The 21,934-nt window shown below is 72.2% G+C and carries 14 protein-coding genes and 1 pseudogene; 12 read left to right on the top strand and 3 right to left on the bottom strand.

Annotation, left to right across the window (positions count from 1 at the left end; genetic code table 11):
- Positions 1 to 2 precede the first annotated feature (2 nt).
- From ABT078_RS29760 to ABT078_RS29740, 5 genes are all read left to right on the top strand, one after another.
- On the top strand, positions 3 to 818 hold the full coding sequence (locus ABT078_RS29760; protein WP_351233066.1) for a TlyA family RNA methyltransferase: 816 nt from the start codon (positions 3 to 5) through the stop codon (positions 816 to 818).
- Entirely contained in the window at positions 815 to 1,747 is a 933-nt protein-coding gene (locus ABT078_RS29755) for an NAD kinase (protein ID WP_351233064.1), read from the top strand. Before ABT078_RS29760 ends, ABT078_RS29755 begins: the two co-directional genes overlap by 4 nt.
- A 213-nt stretch (positions 1,748 to 1,960) precedes the next feature.
- Complete coding sequence (gene recN / locus ABT078_RS29750) at positions 1,961 to 3,703, top strand: DNA repair protein RecN (RefSeq protein WP_351233059.1); 1,743 nt, start codon at positions 1,961 to 1,963, stop codon at positions 3,701 to 3,703.
- A 903-nt stretch (positions 3,704 to 4,606) separates the two neighbouring features.
- Positions 4,607 to 4,807, top strand: coding sequence for a hypothetical protein (locus tag ABT078_RS29745; protein WP_351233057.1), 201 nt, complete (start codon positions 4,607 to 4,609; stop codon positions 4,805 to 4,807).
- 89 nt (positions 4,808 to 4,896) lie between these two features.
- Positions 4,897 to 5,988, top strand: a complete 1,092-nt coding sequence (locus tag ABT078_RS29740) for a glycosyltransferase family 4 protein (RefSeq protein WP_351233055.1) — start codon at positions 4,897 to 4,899, stop codon at positions 5,986 to 5,988.
- Here the strand turns inward: ABT078_RS29740 and ABT078_RS29735 are convergent.
- From ABT078_RS29735 to ABT078_RS29725, 3 genes are all read right to left on the bottom strand, one after another.
- Complete coding sequence (locus ABT078_RS29735; RefSeq protein ID WP_351233053.1) at positions 5,985 to 7,613, bottom strand: PucR family transcriptional regulator; 1,629 nt, start codon at positions 7,611 to 7,613, stop codon at positions 5,985 to 5,987. The genes ABT078_RS29740 and ABT078_RS29735 overlap by 4 nt on opposite strands.
- 40 nt (positions 7,614 to 7,653) lie before the next feature.
- Positions 7,654 to 9,036 (bottom strand): FAD-binding oxidoreductase, encoded by a 1,383-nt coding sequence (locus ABT078_RS29730; RefSeq protein ID WP_351233051.1) that lies wholly within the window; start codon positions 9,034 to 9,036, stop codon positions 7,654 to 7,656.
- Positions 9,037 to 9,128: 92 nt separating this feature from the next.
- The gene (locus tag ABT078_RS29725) at positions 9,129 to 10,931 is read right to left on the bottom strand and encodes a glycoside hydrolase family 15 protein (RefSeq protein WP_351233093.1); all 1,803 of its coding nucleotides are present in this window, start codon (positions 10,929 to 10,931) and stop codon (positions 9,129 to 9,131) included.
- Between the two features lie 444 nt (positions 10,932 to 11,375).
- Here ABT078_RS29725 and pyrG point away from each other — a divergent pair, with 444 nt between their 5' ends.
- From pyrG to ABT078_RS29690, 7 genes and pseudogenes are all read left to right on the top strand, one after another.
- A complete protein-coding gene (gene pyrG, locus ABT078_RS29720) occupies positions 11,376 to 13,025 on the top strand; it encodes a CTP synthase (RefSeq protein ID WP_351233050.1) in 1,650 nt (549 codons plus the stop codon).
- 87 nt (positions 13,026 to 13,112) lie between these two features.
- The gene (locus ABT078_RS29715; protein ID WP_351233047.1) at positions 13,113 to 13,739 is read left to right on the top strand and encodes an NUDIX domain-containing protein; all 627 of its coding nucleotides are present in this window, start codon (positions 13,113 to 13,115) and stop codon (positions 13,737 to 13,739) included.
- Between the two features lie 778 nt (positions 13,740 to 14,517).
- Positions 14,518 to 16,624: pseudogene (locus ABT078_RS29710) on the top strand (tetratricopeptide repeat protein); the annotation flags it as partial.
- A 147-nt stretch (positions 16,625 to 16,771) separates the two neighbouring features.
- On the top strand, positions 16,772 to 17,887 hold the full coding sequence (gene ald / locus ABT078_RS29705) for an alanine dehydrogenase (RefSeq protein WP_351233091.1): 1,116 nt from the start codon (positions 16,772 to 16,774) through the stop codon (positions 17,885 to 17,887).
- A 442-nt stretch (positions 17,888 to 18,329) separates the two neighbouring features.
- A complete protein-coding gene (locus ABT078_RS29700; RefSeq protein ID WP_351233089.1) occupies positions 18,330 to 19,454 on the top strand; it encodes a ParA family protein in 1,125 nt (374 codons plus the stop codon).
- A complete protein-coding gene (locus ABT078_RS29695; RefSeq protein ID WP_351233045.1) occupies positions 19,439 to 20,014 on the top strand; it encodes a hypothetical protein in 576 nt (191 codons plus the stop codon). The genes ABT078_RS29700 and ABT078_RS29695 overlap by 16 nt, the downstream gene beginning before the upstream one ends.
- Before the next feature lie 190 nt (positions 20,015 to 20,204).
- Positions 20,205 to 21,923: a segregation and condensation protein A gene (locus ABT078_RS29690; RefSeq protein WP_502981384.1), complete on the top strand. Its 1,719-nt coding sequence runs from the start codon at positions 20,205 to 20,207 to the stop codon at positions 21,921 to 21,923.
- Positions 21,924 to 21,934: the final 11 nt, after the last annotated feature.

The following is a 21,934-nucleotide window of genomic DNA, read 5'->3' as shown; positions in this document are numbered from 1 at the left end:
ACGTGGCAGGAGTGGCACGCCGCCGCCTCGACGCCGAGCTGGTACGCCGCAAGCTCGCCCGCTCGCGCGAGCACGCGAGCCTGTTGATCGCGGCGGGGCGGGTGACCGTCGGCGGCAACACCGCGACCAAGTCCGCCACCCAGGTCGAGACGGCCGCCGCCATCGTCGTCGCCGAGGACGACAGCGATCCGGAGTACGTCTCGCGCGGCGGTCACAAGCTCGCGGGGGCGCTCGCCGCCTTCGTACCGCAGGGGCTGAAGGTCGAGGGACGGCGGGCGCTGGACGCCGGCGCGTCCACCGGCGGCTTCACCGACGTGCTGCTCCGGGCCGGAGCGGTGCACGTCGTCGCCGTCGACGTCGGTTACGGCCAGCTCGCCTGGTCTCTTCGGAGTGATGAACGCGTGACGGTCAAGGATCGTACGAATGTGCGTGAGTTGACCCTGGAGGCGATCGACGGGGAGGCGGTGGACCTGATCGTCGGAGATCTGTCCTTCATCCCCCTCGGGCTCGTGCTGCCCGCACTCGTGCGCTGCACGGCGCCCGGCGCCGATCTCGTCCTCATGGTCAAGCCGCAGTTCGAGGTCGGCAAGGAGCGGCTCGGCAGCGGCGGAGTGGTGCGCAGCCCCGAGCTGCGCGCCGAGGCAGTACGCGCCGTGGCACGACAGGCCGGGGAGCTCGGCCTGGGCGTGCTCGGCGTGACCGCAAGTCCGCTGCCGGGGCCTTCCGGCAACGTCGAGTACTTTCTGTGGCTCCGGGCAGGGGCGCCGGAACTCGACCCGGCGGACGTCGATCGTGCAGTGGCGGAGGGGCCGCGTTGACCGATACGAGCGATACGAGCACGGACACGAAGACACGTACACGTACCGTCTTCCTGCTGGCGCACACCGGACGGCCCGCGGCCATCCGGAGCGCCGAACTCGTCGTCCAAGGGCTGCTGCGCGCCGGCCTGGGGGTGCGGGTGCTTGCCTTCGAAGCGGCGGATCTTCCCCTGCCGGCGACCGTGGAGACGGTTCCCGAGGCCACGCCCGAGGTCCTCGACGGCTGCGAGCTGCTGATCGTGCTGGGCGGGGACGGGACGCTGCTGCGCGGAGCGGAGTTCGCCCGTGCGTCCGGCGTGCCGATGCTCGGGGTGAATCTGGGGAGGGTCGGCTTTCTCGCGGAGGCCGAGCGGGACGATCTCGACAAGGTCGTCGACCGGGTCGTGACGCGTGCGTACGAGGTCGAGGAGCGGATGACCATCGATGTCGCCGTCCGCAGCAACGGGGACATCGTCCACCGGGACTGGGCGCTGAACGAGGCCGCCGTCCAGAAGGTCTCGGCCGAGCGGATGCTCGAGGTCGTCCTGGAGATCGACGGACGGCCGGTGACCGGCTTCGGCTGCGACGGGATCGTGTGCGCGACCCCGACCGGATCGACCGCGTACGCCTTCTCGGCAGGCGGTCCCGTGGTGTGGCCGGAGGTCGAGGCCCTGCTGATGGTGCCGATCAGCGCGCACGCCCTCTTCGCGAAGCCGCTGGTCACGTCGCCGACGTCGGTCCTGGCGGTGGAGGTGCAGCCCGGCACGCCGCACGGGGTCCTGTGGTGCGACGGCCGCCGCGCGGTCGAGCTGCCGCCGGCGGCGCGGGTGGAGGTGCGGCGGGGTGCCGTGCCGGTGCGGCTGGCGCGGCTGCACCACGCGTCGTTCACGGACCGGCTCGTCGCGAAGTTCGCGCTGCCGGTGTCGGGGTGGCGGGGCGCGCCGCACTGAGGTGCGCGGGGGCGCCCGGCGGGCCCGTTCTGAGCCCGTCCGGGGGTCGAGGACGAGGACCTGGTCGACAGGGCGGTACGGGTCGTGCCCCGGGAGGCCTGCGGGGGCGGGGCACTCCGCGCCCATCCACGGGCGGGTGACGGAGGGCGTCCCCGACCTGCGGGTCTGCGCCTGCGTGGTGGGGGTCGTCGCACACACGGCCCCCGACCTCGTATGGTCTTCTCCGTGTTGGAGGAGATGCGGATACGGTCGCTCGGGGTCATCGACGACGCGGTCGTCGAGCTGTCGCCCGGATTCACGGCTGTCACGGGCGAGACCGGTGCGGGCAAGACCATGGTCGTCACCAGCCTGGGGCTGCTGCTCGGCGGGCGCGCCGACCCTGCCCTCGTGCGGATCGGCGCCAAGTCGGCGGTCGTGGAGGGGCGGGTCACCATGCCCGCCGGCGCCCCCGCGGCCGTACGGGCCGAGGAGGCCGGGGCCGAACTCGACGACGGCGCGTTGCTGATCAGCCGGACGATCTCGGCGGAGGGGCGCTCACGCGCGCACCTCGGCGGGCGTTCGGTGCCCGTCGGGATGCTCACCGAGCTCGCCGACGAGCTCGTCGCCGTACACGGGCAGTCCGACCAGCAGGGGCTGCTGAAGCCCGCACGGCAGCGGCAGGCACTGGACCGATACGCAGGCGACGCGGTGGCCGGGCCGCATGCCAAGTACGTGGCCGCGTACCGGCGGCTCAAGTCCGTCTCCGCCGAACTGGCCGAACTGACCACGCGCGCCCGCGAGCGCGCCCAGGAAGCCGATCTGCTGCGCTTCGGGCTGAACGAGGTCGCGGGCGTCGAGCCCAGCGCCGGTGAGGACGTGGAGCTCGCCGCCGAGGCCGAGCGGCTCGGCCACGCCGAGGCCCTCGCCTCCGCCGCCTCCCTCGCGCATGGCGCGCTCGCCGGGAACCCCGAGGACCCCGAGGCAGTCGACGCGACCACGCTCGTCGCCGGCGCGGGCCGGGCCCTGGACGCCGTACGGTCCCACGACCCCGCGCTCGCCGCGCTCGCCGACCGCATGGGCGAGATCTCCATCCTGCTCGCCGACGTGGCGGGCGAGCTCGCCGGGTACGCCGACAACCTCGACGCCGACCCGCTGCGGCTGGCGGCCGTCGAGGAGCGGCGGGCGGCCCTGACCGGGCTCACACGCAAGTACGGCGAGGACATCAACGCCGTGCTGGCCTGGGCCGAGGAGAGCGCCGAACGGCTCATCGAGCTGGAGGGCGACGACGACCGGATCGGCGAGCTGACCGCGGAACGCGATGCGCTCCGCGCCGAACTCTCCGGACTGGCCCAGGCGTTGACCGACGCGCGCACGGAGACGGCGGCACGGTTCGCGGAGGCGGTGACGACTGAGCTGGCGCACCTCGCGATGCCGCATGCGCGCGTGACCATCGACATCCGTCAGACCGACGACCCGGACGGGGTCGAGGTAGGCGGCCGCCTCGTCGCGTACTCGTCGTCCGGCGCGGACGACGTCGAACTGCTGCTCGCCCCGCACCCCGGTGCCCAGCCGCGGCCGATCGCCAAGGGGGCGTCGGGCGGTGAGCTGTCGCGGGTGATGCTCGCGGTCGAGGTCGTCTTCGCCGGGACCGACCCCGTACCGACGTACCTCTTCGACGAGGTCGACGCGGGCGTCGGCGGCAAGGCGGCGGTGGAGATCGGGCGACGGCTGGCGAAGCTCGCGAAGACCGCGCAGGTCGTCGTCGTGACGCACCTTCCTCAGGTGGCGGCGTTCGCCGACCGGCAGCTGCTCGTCGAGAAGACGAACGACGGGTCCGTGACCCGTTCCGGGGTCACGGTGCTGGAGGGCGAGGACCGGGTGCGGGAGCTGTCGCGGATGCTGGCGGGCCAGGAGGACTCGGAGACGGCGCGGGCCCACGCGGAGGAACTGCTGGCCACGGCGCGCGCGGAGGTCTGAGGGGGCTGCGGTCCCCGGACCCCGGCCACGGACGGCGTACGGCGGTGCGGGTGCGCCATTGCCCTGGTGGGCGTGCGTACCGCGGAGGGTCCCAGGGCGAGGCCCCAGGGGGACGACGGCGATGCGTCGGGCGTCTGGGGCGGGTGCCTGGCCTGCTCGCTTTCGCTGATGTCGGCATGCGTTCCGCAGGCCGGAAGGGGTGGGCACAACCCCCGGTGCCGGGTGCCGCCTCGTTGAGCGTCTGCGCCGGTGGGCCGGTCCACTGCCCGTGGGCTGGTGCAGGCTCTCGGATCGCACTGGCGGGGTGCGTCGCCGGAGGGCCCCATCCGGCCAGGTGGGCGGCTCTCCGTAGGGTGCTGATCACGGCAACCTTCAGCAGGTCGGCAGCCTTCGCCCTTGTCGTGGGCAGCACACGTGTGGTGTACGGCGCGCTCAGGGTGCACACGCGCGGGCAGGCGCGCTGGGAGCGCACGAATCATGCCGGGCGCACCGTCGATCTGTGCGCCGGGCCCGCCGTGGTCGCAGGGGCGGTCGCCGGCGCGGTCGCCGCCGGGGTGCCCGGGGCCGCTGTGGCCGTGCCGGCGGCCGGGGCCTGTGGGGCTTACGACGATGTCGCCGGGGACGACCGGCGGGGTTTCAGGGCCCACCTCCGGTCCCTGAGACAGGGCGAAGTCACCGGTGGGGCCGTGAAGCTCTTCGGGATCGGGGCCGCCGGACTGCTCGCGGGAGCGCTGATGAAGGAGCGCGCCGTCGACGAGGTACTCGCCGGTGTGGTGATCGCCGGCTCCGCGCACTTCGTGAACCTCGTCGACGTACGGCCGGGCCGCGCCGCGCTCACGGTGCTCGGGCTCGGCGCACCCGGGCTGCTGCGGGGACCGCTAGCCGCCGCTAGCCGCGGCGCCCATGGGCGCCGCCGTCGCCGCCGACGATCCGGGCGAGAGCACGGTGATCGGCGACACGGGTGCGCACGCGCTCGGCGTGGCGCTCGGCGCCGCGATGGCTGCGGGGACCGGCCGAGCCGGCCTGGCCGCCCAGGCGGCAGCGCTGATCGCGGCGGCGGCGTACGGCGACCAGGTCACGCAGCTCGCGCGCTCACCCATGTGAGTGATCCGGACCGTGCAGTTGAGGCGCCGGACACGGCAAGGACGCCTCGGCGGTGCCGGAACGTGCGTACGGACTGGCATCCTTGGCGCGTGACACAGCTGCATACGGTCCAGGTGCTGGGCGGCGGCAGCGCGGGCAGCAGCGCTCACGTCAGGTCACTGGCCGCCGGGCTCGTGGCGAGGGGAGTGCGGGTGACCGTGTGCGCCCCCGCGCCCCTGGAGCACGACTACGACTTCCTCGGCGCCGGAGCGCACTTCGTGCCCGTGCCGCGGCGCAGCGACCCCGCTGCCCTCACGGTGCTGCGGGCGGTGTCCGCCGCGGCGGACGTCGTGCACGCGCACGGACTGCACGCCGCGGTCCGCACCGGGCTCGCCCTGGGCCGGCAGCGCCGGGTGCCGCTCGTCGTCACCTGGCACACCCGGGCACTCGCCGACGGCGCGCGGGGCCAGGTGCAGCGGCTGCTGGAGCGCAGGGCGGTGCGGACGGCGGCGGTGGTGCTCGGCACGTCGTCCGAGCTCGTCGACCGGGCCCGTGACCGGGGCGCACGGGACGCCCGGCTCTCGCCGGTGGCGGTGCCGGGGCCGCGGCGCGCGACGGGTTCGTACGAGAACAAGGCGCGGGCCGAACTGGGCGCCGTCGACCGGCCGTTGCTCATGGCGGTCGGACGCCTCGAACCCGACCGCGGGTACGCCACCCTCCTCGACGCGGCCCGCGACTGGCGCAGGCTCGACCCCGCGCCCCTGGTCGCGATCGCGGGGGAGGGACGCGAACGGGAGCCCTTGCAGCGGCGCATCGACACCGAGGGCCTCCCGGTGCGGCTGATCGGTCGCCGCGACGACGTCACGGACCTGCTCGCATCGGCGGACCTGGCGCTGCTCCCCAGCCGCTGGGAGGCCCGCTCCCTCCTCGCCCAGGAGGCACTGCGTCTGGGTGTCCCGCTCGTCGCGACCCGTGTCGGCGGCATCCCCGAACTCGTCGGGGACGCCGCGGAACTGGTGCCCTACGGCGACGCGGCCGCGCTCGCCAGGGCGGTCACCGGCCTGCTGGCCGACCCGGACCGCCGCATGCGCCTGTCCTCGGCCGGCCCCGCCCAGGCGGCCACATGGCCGACGGAGGACGAGACCATCGCGCAGGTGCTGTGCGTCTACGACGAACTCACCCAGGCCCGCACGGGCATCTAGGACGTGTGCCGCCGGGCCCGCAGGGCCAGGGACAGGGCCAGGACCGTCTGAGGGTCGTCCAGGTCCGTGCCCAGCAGCTCGGAGATGCGAGCCAGACGGTTGTAGAGGGTCTGGCGGTTGAGGTGGAGTTCACGGGCCGTTTCCGCCTTGCGGCCCGCGTGCGCCAGGTACGTCTCGAGCGTGGGAAGCAGGGACGGGCGGGAGGTGCGGTCGTGATCGCGCAGCGGACCGATCGCCCGGTCGACGAAGGCCGCCAGGTCCGGGTGGTCGCGCAGCCGCCACAGCAGCAGGTCGATGTCGAGGCGGCGCGCGTCGTACCAGGGGTGCTCGGCGAGGCCCTGCGCCGCCGTCGCCGTCTCGGCCGCGTGCCGCAGGCTTGCCGAGGCGGCGGCCCAGCCGCCCGCGACGCCGACCACGACCACCGGCGGGTGGGCTCCGGCCCGCTTGAGGCCCGCGCGCTCGAGACCGGCGCGCAGGGCGGCGGCAACCCGGTCCGCGACCGCCGTACGCTCCGACTCCGAGCGAAGGCCGAGCAGGAGCGGCACGCGGCCCTCCACGGGGCGTACGCCCAGCAGGACCGGGACGCCGACCGACGACAGCTCCTCGAGGACCGCGCGGGCCAGCAGCGACCAGTTGCCCGAAGGGGACAGCTCGGGAGCCAGCCGCATCACCACCGGCAGCAGCGGTCCGTCGCCCGGCCGGAAGCCGAGCACCCGGGCCTGCTCGGGTGCGTCCTCCGCCGTGATGCGGCCCTCGGCGAGGTCGGTCAGGAAGTCGCCGCGACCGCGCGCCGCCAACTCCTCCTCCTGGCGGGCCTGCATGAGGACCACCGCGAGGACCGCCGCCGCCCGCTCGGCCGCCATCCGGTGCACCGGGAGCAAGGGCGAGGACACGGCGAGAAGGACGAGGCGGGCCCGTACCGCAGCGGCCCCGTGCCCCCCGCCAGGCACGTCCACCAGCACTGCCCCCGTCGGCGGACCGGCCTCGCGCGCCGCACGCTGACCGCGCAGCCCTTCCCACACCTGCAGCGGGTCGGCGGCGGCAGGCCCCGACTCGGTGTCGGCGGCGTACAGCAGCTGGCCGTCGGCGGTCTCCAGGAACACCGGATTGGCCGTGAAGTCCGCGAGGATCCGCAGCACTTGAGGGATCCCGCCACCACCGAGCAGAGCCACCGTGCACCGGTGCGCCACCTCCTCGGCCCGCTGCAGCAGCGCGTAGTGGTGGTTGACGATCTCGGTGTGGATCTCCTCCGTCACCGAGACGAACGGCACCTCGCGGTGCAACTGGATCAGCGGCAGACCGGCCGACCTGGCCGCCTCGATGATGGTCGCGGGCAGCCGGGTGAACCGTGGGCCGAGTTCCACGACCAGTGCCGCGATACCGCGCTCAGCGAGCCGCCGTACGAAGGCGCGCTGCTCGGCGGGACGGGTGCCGAGGCCGAGGCCGGTGGTGAGGAGGAGCTCGCCGCCCTTCAGCAGCGACGCGATGTTCGGCACCTCGCCGGCGTGCACCCAGCGCACGGTGTGGTTCAGCCGGTCGGCACCCGCCACGACCTCCGGGAGCCCGCTGCGGAGTCCGGGCAGCTCGAGCGCCCGCTGCACGGTGATCCCGCCCTGTGTTTCCATTGCCGGGACGCTACCTGGGCGAAAGTTCGAAGGACAACTGTCAGCTGGGCTTGATGTTGTGGTTGAGCCTGAACACATTGTCGGGGTCGTACTGTGCCTTCACCGCGGCGAGGCGCCGGTAGTTCTCGGCTCCGAAACCGGCCACGACCCGCTGCTCGCCCTCATCGCCGATGAAGTTGAGGTACACCTGCCCGATGGACCACGGCATGACATCGGTCCGCGCGTCCCGCACCCACTGCCTGCCCTGCTCGTCGTCGGCCGGGTTCTCCCAGATGCCGAAGGGGTGGGACACCCACCGGGCGGTCCGCCAGGGTACCGGGTAGGCGGAGTCGCCGCGGGCCATCGCCCCGCCCATCGGGAAGAGGATGTGCTGAGAGTTCGACGGCACGATCATGCTGTCCGCGCGGGCGCAGAAGACGTCCACCGCCTCCGCCGGAAGGGCCCGGAGATACTCCGCCGACCAGTAGTTCCGCAGCCCCGGCGGGTCGTCGATCATGCACTGCAGCTCGGCGTACGGGAGCTCGGTGATGACCTCCGCCTCGTGTCCCTGTCCGAGCAGCGGCCCGGCCGTCCGGCGCAGTTCGGGCTCGGTGCCCGCGTACGTGATCAGCACCAGGCACACGGCCTTCCCCACCAGGTGCTCGGGCATGAAGTCCTCGGGCGGGCCGGTCAGATAGATGAAGCCTCCGCCGGCCTCGTCCGGTGCGGACTCCAAGACGTCGCGGTAGACCGGCAGCACGTCGCCTCCCCTGGCCGCCGGGAAGAACAGGAACGCGACGGACATGGCGGGCAGCGGATGCAGCCCCAGCGTCATCGACGTGGCCACCCCGAAGTTGCCGCCGCCGCCGTGCAGCGCCCAGAACAGCTCCGGGTTCTCGTCCTTGTCGGTGTGGACCTCGTTGCCGTCGGCCGTCACCAGATCGACGGAGACGAGACTGTCGCAGAGGAGTCCGAACTTCCGCTCCAGCCAGCCCGATCCGCCGCCCAGGGCGAAGCCGCCCACGCCGGTCGTCGAGGCACGGCCGCCGGTGACCGCCAGGGCGTACGGCTGTGTGGCCCGGTCGAGATGGCTCATCGTCGCCCCGCCGCCGACGCGCGCCGTGCGGGCGTCAGGTTCGACCGTGACCGCGTGCATCCGGCGCAGATCGACGACGAGTCCGCCGTCGGTGACCGAGAGCCCCGAGACACTGTGGCCGCCGCCGCGGACGGCCAGCTCCAGATCGTGCTCCCGGGCGAAGCCGATCGCCGCCGCCACATCCGCCGCCGACTCGCACTGGACGATCACGGACGGGTGCCGGTCGATCATCCCGTTGAAGATCGTGCGGGCCTCGTCGTACCCCGGGTCGCCCCGGGTGATGACATCGCCGGTGAGGGCTCCGCGCAGTCCTTTCAGGGCCGCTTCCACGAGGGGCCGGGGCGCCATGATGGCCCCCTTCCGGGGCGCGAGCAGGACCTTTTCATCGTAGGTACGAGCGGTCCTGCCCCGCACATCCGGGCAAGGGGCCGGGGCCCGGCTCAGCCGCCGTACGCGCCGGAGGCGGTGAGCCGCAGGGCCGTGTCGATCAGCGGAACATGGCTGAACGCCTGCGGGAAGTTCCCCACCTGACGCTGCAGCCGCGGGTCCCACTCCTCGGCGAGCAGCCCCAGGTCGTTGCGCAGCGACAGCAGCTTCTCGAAGAGCCGCCGCGCCTCGTCGACACGCCCGATCATCGCCAGATCGTCCGCGAGCCAGAACGAGCAGGCGAGGAACGCGCCCTCGTCGCCCTCCAGACCGTCCACGCCCGCCTCGTCACCGGCTGTCGGGTAGCGCAGCACGAAACCGTCCGGCGTGGACAGCTCCCGCTGGATGGCCTCGATCGTCCCGATGACGCGCTTGTCGTCCGGCGGCAGAAAGCCCATCTGCGGGATCAGCAGCAGGGAGGCGTCGAGCTCCTTCGAGCCGTACGACTGCGTGAAGGTGTTCCGCTCCTTGTCGTAGCCCTTCTCGCACACATCGCGGTGGATGTCGTCGCGCAGCTCGCGCCAGCGCTCCAGCGGCCCGTCGGCGTCGCCCGACTCGATCAGCTTGATCGTGCGGTCGACGGCGACCCAGGCCATGACCTTGGAGTGGACGAAGTGGCGGCGCGGTCCGCGGACCTCCCAGATGCCCTCGTCGGGCTGGTCCCAGTGGTCCTCCAGGTAACGGATCAGCTTGAGCTGGAGCAGCGAGGCGTAGTCGTTGCGCGACAGACCGGTCATGTGCGCGAGGTGCAGGGCCTCGGTGACCTCGCCGTAGACGTCGAGCTGGAGCTGGTTGGCGGCGCCGTTGCCGACCCGCACCGGGGCGGAGTTCTCGTACCCGGGCAGCCAGTCCAGCTCCGCCTCGCCGAGCTCGCGCTCGCCGGCGATGCCGTACATGATCTGCAGGTTCTCCGGGTCGCCCGCGACGGCGCGCAGCAGCCACTCACGCCAGGCCCTGGCCTCTTCCCGGTAGCCGGTGCGCAGCAGCGAGGAGAGGGTGATCGCCGCGTCGCGCAGCCAGGTGTAGCGGTAGTCCCAGTTCCGTACACCGCCGATCTCCTCCGGCAGGGAGGTGGTCGGCGCGGCGACGATCCCGCCGGTCGGGGCGTACGTGAGGGCCTTCAGCGTGATCAGCGAGCGGACCACCGACTCACGGTAGGGCCCGTGGTACGTGCAGTGCTCCACCCACTCGCGCCAGAAGTCCTCGGTCGCCTCCAGCGATCCCTCGGGGTCGGGCAGCGCGGGCGGCTCCCGGTGCGAGGGCTGCCAGCTGATGGTGAAGGCCAGCCGGTCGCCGGGGGAGACGGTGAAGTCGGAGTACGTCGTCAGGTCCTTGCCGTACGTCTCCGTCGGGGTGTCCAGCCACACCGAGTCGGGCCCGGCGACCGCGACCGTACGGTTCTCGAACTTGTGCACCCACGGCACCACGCGTCCGTAGCTGAACCGCATCCGCAGCGCGGACCGCATCGGCACACGGCCGCTCACGCCCTCCACGACCCGGATGAGCTGCGGTGCCCCGTCGCGAGGCGGCATGAAATCCGTCACACGGACCGTGCCGCGCGGCGTGTCCCACTCGGACTCCAGGATCAGCGAGTCCCCCCGGTACCTGCGGCGGTCCGCGGCGGGCGGCTCGGCATGGCCCGGATATGCGGGCCCGAGCCGCCAGAAACCGTGTTCTTCGGTGCCGAGCAGTCCGGCGAAGATCGCATGTGAGTCGAAGCGGGGCAGGCACAGCCAGTCGACCGTGCCGTCCCGGCAGACCAGGGCAGCGGTCTGCATGTCTCCGATGAGTGCGTAGTCCTCGATGCGCCCGGCCACGTGGATCTCCAGTCGAACGGCCACGTCCGCCCTGCGTGGCGCTTACTGCGGTCAAGGGTGTCAATCGGTCAATCGGTCATTGACGAGCTCTTGTTCCGGTTGAAGGGCGGGGGTGGTGCCGATCGCCGGCCTGGCTCGGCAGCGAGATCTCCGAATCAAGTGTCCGAGCAGGATACGACGCACCCGGGTGATCCGCGCGACGCTCCCGGCAATGCGGCGCCGCCGAACGGGTGAGCGGCGGGTGAACCCGTGGAAGCCCGTGACCATGATGCCCCGTGTGGCCGGAAGCAGTCTCCCTTCGGCGCTGATACCCTGGTAGCCCGTGGACCGGTGGGCGCAGACCCCCGAACCGCAGCGACGGCACCCCAGGAAATCTCCGGATCTCCGCCGCGGGATCGCCGGTACGCACGACCGCCTCGCGACCACGGGAGCCCCCTCTTGGCCATGCCGCCCAAATCCACGACGACCAAGCACATCTTCGTCACCGGGGGTGTCGCCTCCTCCCTCGGCAAGGGCCTGACCGCCTCCAGCCTGGGTGCGCTCCTCAAGGCGCGGGGTCTGCGGGTCACGATGCAGAAGCTCGACCCGTATCTGAACGTCGATCCGGGCACGATGAACCCGTTCCAGCACGGTGAGGTGTTCGTCACCAACGACGGCGCCGAGACCGACCTGGACATCGGCCACTACGAGCGGTTCCTCGACGTCGACCTCGACGGCTCCGCGAACGTCACCACCGGCCAGGTGTACTCGACCGTCATCGCCAAGGAGCGGCGCGGTGAGTACCTGGGCGACACGGTCCAGGTCATCCCGCACATCACCAACGAGATCAAGCACCGCATCCGCCGCATGGCCACGGACGACGTGGATGTCGTGATCACCGAGGTGGGCGGCACGGTCGGCGACATCGAGTCGCAGCCGTTCCTGGAGACCGTTCGCCAGGTCCGCCACGAGGTCGGCCGGGACAACGTCTTTGTGGTGCACATCTCACTGCTGCCGTACATCGGTCCGTCGGGCGAGCTGAAGACCAAGCCGACGCAGCACTCGGTCGCCGCGCTGCGCAGCATCGGTATCCAGCCGGACGCGATCGTGCTGCGCGCCGACCGTGACGTACCGACCGCGATCAAGCGCAAGATCTCGCTGATGTGCGACGTCGACGAGGCGGCCGTGGTCGCGGCGATCGACGCCAAGTCGATCTACGACATCCCGAAGGTGCTGCACACCGAGGGTCTGGACGCCTACGTCGTGCGCAAGCTGGACCTGCCCTTCCGCGACGTCGACTGGACGACGTGGGACGACCTGCTGGACCGCGTCCACAACCCCGACCACGAGGTCAGTGTCGCGCTCGTCGGCAAGTACATCGACCTGCCCGACGCCTACCTGTCGGTGACGGAGGCGCTGCGCGCCGGCGGCTTCGCGAACCGGGCGCGCGTCAAGATCAAGTGGGTCACGTCGGACGACTGCAAGACTCCGGCGGACGCGGCGAAGCAGCTCTCCGACGTGGACGCGATCTGCATCCCCGGCGGCTTCGGCGACCGCGGTGTGAGCGGCAAGGTCGGCGCGATCCAGTACGCCCGCGAGAACAAGGTGCCGCTGCTCGGCCTGTGCCTGGGTCTCCAGTGCATCGTGATCGAGGCCGCGCGCAACCTGGCCGAGATCCCCGAGGCGAACTCGACGGAGTTCGACTCCGCCACCGCCCACCCCGTCATCTCGACGATGGAGGAGCAGCTGGCGTACGTGGAGGGCGCGGGCGACCTGGGCGGAACGATGCGCCTCGGCCTCTACCCCGCGAAGCTCGCCGAGGGCTCGATCGTCCGCGAGGTCTACGACGACCAGCCGTACGTCGAGGAGCGCCACCGTCACCGCTACGAAGTGAACAACGCGTACCGCGCGGAGCTGGAGAAGAAGGCGGGCATCGTCTTCTCGGGCACCTCCCCCGACAACAGGCTCGTGGAGTACGTCGAGTACCCGCGCGAGGTGCACCCGTACCTGGTCGCGACCCAGGCCCACCCGGAGCTGCGCTCCCGTCCGACCCGCCCGCACCCGCTGTTCGCGGGCCTGGTGAAGGCGGCCGTCGAGCGCAAGACGGGCAACTGAGGCAAGGCACCACAAGGCGTTACGGTGGACCGGGGTACGGACTGGGAGAGATTCCGTTCCCCGGTTCCGGCGTTTGGGAGGACGTTCATGACCATCAAGGACACCCCTGAGGAGTGGCAGGTCACCGCGACCGCCACCCCCTTCAAGGGCAACAAGACGAGTGTCCGCACCGACGACGTGGTCATGCCCGACGGCACGGTCGCGCGCCGCGACTACCAGGTCCATCCGGGATCGGTCGCGGTCCTCGCCCTCGACGAGTCCGGACGCGTCCTCGTGCTCCGCCAGTACCGGCACCCCGTGCGCCAGAAGCTCTGGGAGATCCCGGCCGGCCTGCTCGATGTGCCCGGTGAGAACCCGCTGACGGCGGCTCAGCGCGAGCTGTACGAGGAGGCGCACGTCAAGGCGGTCGACTGGCGGGTGCTGGCGGACGTGTACACGACGCCGGGCGGTTGCGACGAGGCCGTACGGATCTTCCTGGCCCGCGACGTGTCCGAGGCGGAGGGCGAGCGCTTCCAGGTCGCCGATGAGGAGGCGGACATGGAGCTGGCCCGGGTGCCGCTGGACGAGCTGGTGCGGGGCGCACTGGCGGGGGAGCTGCACAACAACTGCCTGGTGGTGGGGGTGCTCTCGCTCACGGCAGCGCTGAAGGGCGACGGCGTGGAGTCCCTCCGCCCGGCCGAGGCGCCCTGGCCGGCCCGGCCGTTCGCAGCGTAGCCCTCGGGGCGCGGACGGGACGGGACCTGCCCCAGGCCCGCGGCGCGCCCGCGACCGATGGGGCGGCCCGTGTGCCCGTCGTCGAGCGAAGCCCCGGCGCCGGTGGGTGAGGCCCGCGTGTCCGTCCTCAAGCGCCGGACGGGCTCGGTGTGTGCCGGTGCCGGTGGGTGGGCTGGGGTGTGCGTCCTGGGTGGTCGGACGGGCTGGGTCTGTCTCCGGTATCGGGCGGTGGGTCTGCGTGTCCGTCCTCACTGTCGGGCGGGTCGGGTATGGGCCGGTACCGGTGGGCTGGGGTGTGCGTCCTGGGTGGTCGGACGGGCTGGGTATGTCCTGGGTGACGGTGGGTGGGCCGTGTGTCCGTCCTTGACTGTCGGGCGGGTCGGGTGTGTGCCTGGCGCCGGCAGTTGGGCCGGGCGTCCGTCCTACGTGCCGGGCAGGCTGAGAGTGCCTGGGTGTCTGTCCCCGTGTGCGGGGCGAGCTCCCGGAAGGAGCCCCGCCGCGGATCGAGGCAGGGCACCGTCCCCCACGCCCGCCAGGGTGCAGGGGCAGCGGGTCCGGGGCGGAGCCCTGAAGGGGGTCTGGGGCGAAGTCCCCGGTTCGGCCCGCAGGCACCCCCGCCCCCCGGTGGGACCATCGGCTGATCCGATCGGGGGAAACGGGCGCCGCGCGTCGTCGCGGTGTGTCGGGTTCGCCGAGATGACTGAATTACGCTGCGGAGCGCCCGCACGGAAACCCCGGTGGGTTCGGCTCGTTCGGCGGCGGACTGGGAGCGTGGCCCGTGAGGGAGCAGGCGGTGGAGTGGAACGGCCCCTCGCCCCAGGGCCGTCCGTCGCCGGCCGGGCCGGGGTCGGGGCCGGAGCCCGGCTCCGCGGAGCCGGCCGGACGTGGCACCGTAAGCAGTGTGGTTGGGCAATTCTTCGGGCGCCAGCGTGAATTGAAGGCGCTGCGGTCCGACATCGAGCGGGCCGGTCTGGACACCCTTGCCGGGCGCAAGGCGCCCCGCGCCAGAGTGCTCCTCGTCGCCGGGCGGCCCGGATCCGGGCGCAGCGCACTCGCCGGTGAGCTGGCGCGGCGGCTCGCCGACGAGTATCCCGACGGCGTGCTGCGGGCCCGGCTCACGGACCCGGGCGGCGCCCCCGTCCCCACCGATCGCACCGCGCGCGAGCTGCTCGACGTCCTCGGGATCGACGCCCCGGCCGGCGGCGGCGAGGACGAGCTCACCGAGATGGTCCGCGAGGCCCTCGCCGTACGCCGCTGTCTGCTCCTCCTCGACGACGCGGACGACGCCGAGCAGGTCGACCCGCTGCTCCCCGACAACCCCGACTGCCTGGTCGTCGCCGTCGCCAAGGGCCCGCTCACCGGTATCCCCGACGTCCGGCCGTGCACGCTCGGCGGCATGGACCCGAAGTCCGCCATCGAACTGCTGAGCCGATACGCGGGCGAGGTCCGGATCACGGTCGACCCGCAGGCCGCCGAGTCGCTCGTGGAGGAGTGCGGCGGCCAGCCCGCCGCGATGGTCCTGGCGGGTGGCTGGCTCGCGGCTCGCCCCAAGTCCTCGGTCGCCGACGCGGCCAAGCAGCTGCGCGCTATGCCGGACGACCCCGAGCAGCCCGCCGGCGCCCGGCCGCTGGCTCGCGCCTTCCGGCTCGCGTACGAGTCCCTGCCGCAGCCCGCCGCCCGGATACTGCGACTGCTCGCTCTCGCGCCCGCCGGGCTCGTCGACGCGCACACTGCGTCGGCGCTGGCCGGCTGCTCCGTCTCGGCGGCGCGGTCGACGCTGGAGGACTTCGTCGCCCTGGGCCTGCTGCGGGCGGGCGAGCCCGGTGAGACGTACGAGGTGCCCGGCTGCCTGGCCCCGTTCCTGTACGACCGGATGACGACGCACGACCGGCCCCCCGAGATCCAGCTCGCCCGCGCCCGGATGCTGGAGCGGACCGTACGGCTGCTGCATTCCTGCCGGGCCGTCACCGAGCCCGACGGCTCCCCGGCCCGCCGCAAGGTCGGCGGGCTGCCCAGGGCCCTGCGCTTCCCGAACCCGCAGGCCGCGCAGGCGTGGCTGCTGGATCGCCGCCCCGCGCTCCTCGCCGCGGCGCGCCTCGCGGTCGCCGACGGAGAGCTGGACACCCTGGCCCGTCGGCTGATCGCCGCACTCGTACGCGCCCTGGTCGCCCACCGTGGCACCGGGGCGGCCGCGCCCGATCTGTACGGGCTGCACCAGCTCGTCCTCGATGTGTCCGAGCGCCGCGAGCTCCACCGCGAGCAGGCCGCGGCACTGCTGAACCTCGCCGATCTGGATGCCGGGACCGGTCGCACCGAGGACGCACTGGTCCGATATCGGGCGGCACTGGATGCCGGACGCAGGGCACACGATCCGTACGCGACGGGTCGCGCGATGGAATCCGTAGGCGGTGCGTACCAGGAGCTGGGGGACTGGCAGCGGGCCGCGGACTGGTTCGGCCGCGCCCTGTCGCAGCGTCTCGCCCGCGGGGAGCGCGCCGACGAGGCGCGGCTCTACGGCCGCCTCGGCGCCGTGCACACGTATGACGGCCGTTACGGCGAGGCCCTGCGCAGCTGGCGGGCGGCCGCCGCCGCACACCGCAGGGCGGGCGATCTGGCCGGATACGCACGGGCGTTGAGCGAGGCGGCCCGGGTCCAGGAGTACGCCGGGCGCCCCCAGGAGTGCCTGCGCACGTGTGCGGACGCCGTGGCCTGGGCGCGGCAGGCCGGAGACGTGCGGCTGCAGGGGGCGCTGCAGCTCAGGCTGGCCGACACGCTGGACCGGCTCGGAGATCCGGCAGCGGCCCGGTTGCACCGTGCTGCTGCCGAGCAACTGCTTGGAGGCGCCGCATCCGGCCTGCGAAATCCGTAGTGCCTTCGTTGAGGAATTTTGCTTTGCAAGGCTAGACAGCGAGAAGTCCTTCATTAGACTGGCTCTGCCGGGTGTCGACCCGGTCTCTCCCGTTGCGCCTGGCGTATCCGGGTAACTATGGAAGTGCACCAGAAATCCCCCTGAGCCAAGGACCGTGATCGACGTGAAGGTCGGCATCCCCCGCGAGGTCAAGAACAACGAGTTCCGGGTGGCGATCACCCCTGCCGGAGTGCACGAGCTCGTGCGCAACGGTCACCAGGTCTTCATCGAGGCCAATGCCGGTGTCGGCTCCTCGATCACGGACGAGGAGTTCACCGCCGCCGGTGCGCAGATCCTGCCCACCGCCGACGAGGTCTGGGCCACCGCCGACCTGCTGCTGAAGGTCAAGGAGCCCATCGCCGAGGAGTACCACCGCCTCCGCAAGGACCAGACCCTCTTCACGTACCTGCACCTCGCCGCCTCCCGTGAGTGCACGGACGCCCTGCTCGATTCCGGCACCACCGCCATCGCGTACGAGACCGTGGAGCTCCCGAACCGCGCCCTGCCGCTGCTCGCTCCGATGTCCGAGGTCGCGGGCCGGCTGGCCCCGCAGGTCGGTGCGTACCACCTGATGCGCTCGGTCGGCGGCCGTGGCGTGCTGCCGGGCGGTGTCCCGGGCACCGCCGCCGGTGAGTGTGTCGTCATCGGTGGTGGCGTCTCCGGCTGGAACGCCACCCAGATCGCCGTCGGCCTGGGCTTCCACGTGACCCTGCTCGACCGTGACATCAACAAGCTCCGCGAGGCCGACAAGGTCTTCGGCACCAAGGTGAAGACCGTCGTCTCCAACGCCTACGAGCTGGAGAAGGCCGTCGTCGAGGCCGACCTCGTCATCGGCGCCGTCCTCATCCCGGGCGCCAAGGCCCCGAAGCTGGTCACCAACGAGCTCGTCGCCAAGATGAAGCCCGGAAGTGTCCTTGTCGACATTGCGATCGACCAGGGTGGCTGCTTCGAGGACTCCCGTCCGACCACCCACGCCGAGCCGACCTTCATGGTCCACAACTCGGTCTTCTACTGCGTCGCCAACATGCCGGGCGCGGTGCCCAACACCTCCACGTACGCGCTGACCAACGCCACGCTGCCGTACATCGTGTCGCTGGCCAACAACGGCTGGGTCGAGGCGCTGCGCCGTGACCCCGCGCTGGCCAAGGGGCTCAACACCCATGACGGCCAGGTCGTCTACAAGGAGGTCGCCGAGGCGCACGGCCTCGATTCGGTCGAGCTGAGCGCGCTGCTCGGCTGAGGCGACCCCGACTGACAAGCGACCGATCCGTCGAACACGGATCGTCAACAACACGCAACCGGCCGGGCCTTGTCGAGCAAGGTCCGGCCGGATGTGTGTCCGGACACTTCGTGGTACCGGCCCAACTCGCCTCGAACGTAGCCCTTTAACCCTTTCGCACACCCGTGAAACGCGCCGACCGGCTGCTGCGCACCCTTGACAGCGGGGTGTTCGGTTGCCGACACATCGGGCCGGGTCCGGTGGATTGTGTTGCTGCGGACCGGTGACACGCCATAGAGTCGCCAACCGTCGGCATGGTGCCACGCTGACCTATCGATAAATTTTCCTGGTCACGTCCAAGGAGGTAAGACGACTTGTGAATGAGTCGACATTTTCTCCCGGGGGTGGTCATGCGGGAACTCCCCCCCGACGCCCTGAGAGCGTGGGGGCGGTGCCCCCAGCGATGCGGGGGCAGGGTCCTGCGTCCGGGCTCGAAGCTGTCGGCTCCGTCGCTGTCCGAACCTTCGCGACCCACCAGCTCCTGCCGACGACAGCCCACACGATGAAGATGATGGACGGCCAACACGTGAACGCCATGGCCGGCAACGAGAGTGGCCGAGAGTCCACCCACTTCGCCGACTACGACGAAGTGCCCGAGGGGCACTTCTACGACCCAGACGCCGAGTACGAGCCGGACCCGGAGTACGCGGCCACGCTCGCGCCCGACGCGGCCCGCCAGCGCCGGGAGCGGATCGGCCCCACCGGACGGCCGCTGCCCTACTTCCCGATCCCCGGCCCGCTGACCTCCCACGGCCCCGCGAAGATCATCGCGATGTGCAACCAGAAGGGCGGCGTCGGCAAGACGACGTCGACCATCAATCTGGGCGCCGCGCTCGCGGAGTACGGACGACGCGTCCTGCTCGTCGACTTCGACCCCCAGGGGGCTCTGTCGGTGGGGCTGGGCGTGAACCCGATGGAGCTCGACCTGACGGTCTACAACCTGCTCATGGAGCGGGGCATGTCCGCCGACGAGGTCCTGCTGAAGACCGCCGTGCCCAACATGGACCTGCTGCCGAGCAACATCGACCTCTCGGCCGCGGAAGTGCAGTTGGTGAGCGAGGTCGCGCGCGAGTCGACCCTGCAGCGCGCGCTGAAGCCGCTGATGCAGGACTACGACTACATCGTGATCGACTGTCAGCCGTCGCTCGGTCTGCTGACGGTGAACGCGCTGACGGCGGCTCACAAGGTGATCGTGCCGCTGGAGTGCGAGTTCTTCGCGCTGCGTGGTGTCGCGCTGCTCACCGAGACGATCGAGAAGGTCCAGGAGCGGCTCAACCCCGAGCTGGAGCTCGACGGCATCCTCGCGACGATGTACGACTCGCGCACGGTGCACAGCCGCGAGGTGCTGGCACGGGTGGTCGAGGCGTTCGACGACCACGTGTACCACACGGTCATCGGGCGCACGGTGCGGTTCCCCGAGACGACGGTCGCGGGTGAGCCCATCACGACGTACGCGTCCAACTCCGTCGGTGCCGCGGCCTATCGTCAGCTCGCCAGGGAGGTGCTCGCCCGGTGTCACGCCGAGTGAGTCTGCCGGGGGCCGACGAGCTGTTCCGTACGACCGGGGGCACGGCCCTGCAGTCGTCGTCCCCGAGGCGGGGGACGAGCGGCGCCAACGGCGCGAACGGTGAGGCGCGCGTGCCGGCGCAGGCGGATGAGCCGTCACCGGAGGAGCACTCCCCGGCGGAGGAGGAGACGGGGACCGCCGAACCCCGGAGCCGGGGCGCATCCGCGGAGGGCGAGCCCGGCTCGGCCACGGCCGCCGCCACCGCTGCTGCCGCCGCCGCCGCGAAAGGGCGCTCCGCGGCCCCTGCCGCCTCCGCGGCGGGCGCGGCGCCACGGCGCCGGGGTGGACGGGGCGCCAACCGGCGGCCCAGCGGGCGTGAGCGCCACGACGAGAAGATCACGGTCTATGTCTCTGCCGAGGAACTGATGGACCTCGAGCACGCGCGTCTCGTGCTCCGTGGCGAGCACGGTCTCGCCGTCGACCGCGGGCGCATCGTCCGCGAGGCGGTCGCGGTCGTGCTCGCTGATCTGGAGTCGCGGGGCGACGCGAGCATCCTGGTGCGGCGGCTGCGCGGTCGCTGACGGGGTAGCCTGCGCGCGCCCCTTCTTTTCCGCTTCCTGGACCACGATGCCCCCGACCGACGACGCCCCCACCCCAGCCCCGCGCGGCTCTCGCCGCGCCCTGGGCCGCGGCCCGGGCACGTCCGGGTCCCGCCCGTGGACCCCTTCCGCGGCATTTCCCCCGGCGCCGGCCGAGCCGTCGGCCGGGCCCGTGGAAGACCTGTCGGCGGAGCCTGCGGAAGACCCGTCGGCCACCTCTTGTCCGTCGATCGATTCCTCGACCGAGGCCGATCCCTCGACCGAGGCCGACCTCTCGACCGAGGCCGATCCCTCGACCGAGGCCGACCTCTCGACCGAGGCCGATCCGTCGACCGAGGCGGCGCCGGGTCCGGTGGTCGCCGAGGAGCCCACTGGCGATGCCGCCGGGTTCCCGTTGAGTCCCGAGGGTGCGAGGGCTGTCCCGGACGTGCCCGAAGCCGTGGAGTTCCCCCCGGAGCCTGCCGGGCCGACCGTCGCCGACCTGCCGGCCGAGGCGCGCCCCGGTCCGGTGGGCCCTGGAACGGACCTCATCGCCCCATCGGCTCCCGCCGGCTCGTCGGCCGAGCCCTGGCCCTCTTCGGCGGCGGACCTCGCGGTACCCATGCCTGCAGGCTCTGCCGACTCGGTGGCACAGGGCTTTGAGTCCGATATGCCGGGAGCCGAGGGAATCGACTCCCGCTCGTCGGCCGAGCCCGTGCAGGTCCCGTCGGCCCTGGCAGGCCGGTCGGCCGAGGTGGCTGCCGGTCTGACGGCCCCAGGAACGGACCCTGTGGAGCCCGGGCACGGGGCTGACGGCCCGCGGACCGTGGACGAGCCGGTCGTCGGCTCCGTCGACGGCCCGGGCGACACCGCGCGGCCGGTGGAGCAGAGCACCGGCCCCGACGGACCCGGGGGCGGCGACCCCGGCAACCCCGGCACCGCCCTTGGGCCGGCCGCCCACAAGGCGAAGGCCGAGGGGGACGGCCTCGCCGACGCGGTCCCCGGCGACACGGAGCCCGCGACCGGGAGCCTTCCCCGTCAGGGAGCCGAGGGAGTCGCCCCGGACGAGTCCGGTCCCGCCGAGGACGGGCGGTTCACCGTCCGGCTGGCAAACTTCGAGGGGCCCTTCGATCTGCTCCTGCAGCTGATCTCGAAGCACAAGCTGGACGTCACCGAGGTCGCGCTGTCCAAGGTCACCGACGAGTTCATGACGTACATCCATGCCATGGGGCCCGACTGGGACCTCGACCAGACCACGGAGTTCCTCGTCGTGGCCGCGACCCTGCTCGACCTGAAGGCCGCCCGGCTGCTGCCCGCCGCCGAGGTGGAGGACGAGGCGGACCTCGCGCTGCTCGAGGCGCGGGACCTGCTCTTCGCGCGGTTGCTGCAGTACCGGGCCTACAAGCAGATCGCGGAGATCTTCAACGCCAGGCTGGAGGAGGAGGCCCGGCGCTACCCCCGTACCGTCGGCCTCGAGGACCACCACGCCGAACTCCTCCCCGAGGTCGTCATCAGCATCGGCGCCGAGGGCTTCGCCAAACTCGCCGTCAAGGCCATGCAGCCCAAGCCGAAGCCCCAGGTGTACGTGGACCACATCCACGCGCCCCTCGTGAGCGTGCGCGAGCAGGCGGAGGTGGTCGTGGGCATGCTGCGCGAGCGCGGGAGGGTCAGCTTCCGTGAGCTGACCGAAGGCGTCGGTGACACCCTCACCGTCGTCGCCCGCTTCCTCGCCCTCCTCGAGCTCTACCGCGAGAAGGCGATCGTGCTGGACCAGGAGGAGGCCCTCGGGGAGCTCGTCGTCACCTGGGCCGCAGGCGAGTCCGCCGCGCCGCACGTCACCGATGAATTCGACCGCCCCGCAGAGAGCCCAGAGAGCTCAAAGAGCCCCCAGAACCGGGAGGAGAAGGCGTGAGCACCGTGAGC

Source organism: Streptomyces sp. NPDC002133 (genome assembly GCF_040296405.1).
GTDB lineage: Bacteria > Actinomycetota > Actinomycetes > Streptomycetales > Streptomycetaceae > Streptomyces.
This window is presented reverse-complemented; position numbering and strand designations above follow the sequence as displayed.

Coding starts and splice junctions, on each gene's coding strand:
- recN (WP_351233059.1), top strand. CDS start 1,961: ATGGTCTTCTCCGTGTTGGAGGAGATGCGGATACGGTCGCTCGGGGTC.
- ABT078_RS29745 (WP_351233057.1), top strand. CDS start 4,607: ATGGGCGCCGCCGTCGCCGCCGACGATCCGGGCGAGAGCACGGTGATC.
- ABT078_RS29735 (WP_351233053.1), bottom strand. CDS start 7,613: ATGGAAACACAGGGCGGGATCACCGTGCAGCGGGCGCTCGAGCTGCCC.
- ABT078_RS29730 (WP_351233051.1), bottom strand. CDS start 9,036: ATGGCGCCCCGGCCCCTCGTGGAAGCGGCCCTGAAAGGACTGCGCGGA.
- pyrG (WP_351233050.1), top strand. CDS start 11,376: ATGCCGCCCAAATCCACGACGACCAAGCACATCTTCGTCACCGGGGGT.
- ABT078_RS29715 (WP_351233047.1), top strand. CDS start 13,113: ATGACCATCAAGGACACCCCTGAGGAGTGGCAGGTCACCGCGACCGCC.
- ABT078_RS29700 (WP_351233089.1), top strand. CDS start 18,330: ATGCGGGGGCAGGGTCCTGCGTCCGGGCTCGAAGCTGTCGGCTCCGTC.